2 protein-coding genes are annotated in these 1,169 nt (G+C 49.2%); both read right to left on the reverse strand.

Annotated features, from left to right (window positions below; genetic code table 11):
• A partial coding sequence (locus KDK19_RS09025; protein WP_257291774.1) for a hypothetical protein occupies positions 1 to 280 on the reverse strand: 280 nt, incomplete at its 3' end.
• Between the two features lie 259 nt (positions 281 to 539).
• Positions 540 to 1,169 (reverse strand): ankyrin repeat domain-containing protein (locus KDK19_RS09030; RefSeq protein WP_257291775.1); only part of this gene is annotated, 630 nt, incomplete at its 5' end.

Raw genomic sequence — 1,169 nt, forward strand, 5'->3', positions numbered from 1 at the left:
AAATGGATTCAATGACGATTGTTTTTAGCTCGCAGTCGTTTAGTCTGCCTTGTTTCTCATCAGGCGGTAAATCTGATTCTGCATAGCCTTTTGTGTGGGCAATGTCTGAGAATGTGCCCGACAGTGTATGTTGGTCAGGTTTTATAGAAAAGTTCAGGTTTTGAGAGCCTGTTTTCTGTTCAACTGCGACAACAGAACATCTTGTCAACGCTTGAGCCTGACAGAGGACGGACAATGTCATTAGTAGCAGCGGTGCTGCATAGAGTGAGTGCTTAATCATTCTACCCTTGCATTCTGTTGTACAGAGGGGAAGGATAGATCAAGAAAATAACTCAAGTTACGTAGTTAACAGGCCTGTCAACTGCCCGAGAGCAAGCCCTGTCGTATAGGTTGTAGTGCTGAGCTGAAAGCGATCCAACTTCACTTTTTCTATGGCTATAAAGTCTGCTGTGACTAAATAATCACCCATTTCAAAAACTCAGAAGATGGGAACACCAGAAAGCCGTGTTTACTGGAGAAGATGGCACATTTCTTCTGTTTCATTCACAGCTTCTGCTCAACTCTGCCCCGGCATTGATGAGGAGGAAAACGCAGTGGATATTGCTCATGTCAGTTGCGATGGACAGCGGGGTGATGCCATTCTTGGCTCGGGCGTTGACATCTGCCTTGGCTTCGATCAGGAGTTTCACGCATTCGGTATTGCCCATCCAGGCTGCGACTAACATTGCGGTGGCGCCATCCTTAGTCCGGGCGTTGGGATCCGCTCCGGCTTCGATCAGGATTTTTACGCAGTCGGTGCAATTTTGCTGAGCAGCGATGTACAGCGGAGTGACGCCATCCGAACAGTTGCCGTTGAGATCCGCCTTGGCTTCGATCAGGCGTTTCACACACTCGGGTTTATTTTCCTGGGCAGCGATATACAGTGCGGTTGCACCAGCCGAACAGGCAGCGTTGAGATTCGCCCCGGCGTTGATCAGGCGCTCGACGACGTCCTTTTGTCCATTTCTGGATGCCCACATCAAGGCAGTAAAATCAGCATCCATAACGGCATTGACATTGACTCCTTCTGCCAGTGACTCCTCCACGTGATCCAAATCCCCGATAGCACAGGCATCGTAAAACGCCCGATCGGGGAAAAATGTATCCGGGTGAGATTCACTGGTGTTCTT

The sequence above is a fragment of the Endozoicomonas sp. ONNA1 genome, assembly GCF_024606325.1.
Classification (GTDB): domain Bacteria; phylum Pseudomonadota; class Gammaproteobacteria; order Pseudomonadales; family Endozoicomonadaceae; genus Endozoicomonas_A.